The sequence below is a fragment of the Pseudomonas sp. SDT291_1_S447 genome (assembly GCF_054070155.1).
The window spans coordinates 1-292 of record NZ_JBSVXS010000348.1 but is presented as its reverse complement, the minus strand read 5'-3'; the positions used below and the strand labels follow the sequence as shown (position 1 = coordinate 292).

Below are 292 nucleotides of genomic sequence, written 5' to 3'. Positions count from 1 at the left end.
CCGGCGATCAACTACGTCAACGTTTTAACGCTGAAAGTGGGAGACAACAAACCCGCTGGCGATTCTTCGATGGGCTTTCAACTGATGTGCGTTAAGTAAACCTATTTCCCCACAGGGACTGAGCGCCGGTCATACAAGCGCTCAGTTGTTGCTCAGTTCGATAACACAACAGCGACCGCTCACGGCAACCTCCAGCAGGTCAGTGTTACCGTCCACTTGCAGGCAGTCGTGATGGCCAAGTTTCTGGTCCAGCACCTTCACTTCATCCGCAACACTGAACACCAGCACCGTC

Annotated in this window: 1 pseudogene; it reads right to left on the bottom strand. The window is 53.4% G+C overall.

Features of this window, described 5'->3' with window-relative positions:
- Positions 1-141 precede the first annotated feature (141 nt).
- A pseudogene (locus tag ACW9IR_RS29880) lies at positions 142-292 on the bottom strand (HutD family protein); the annotation flags it as partial.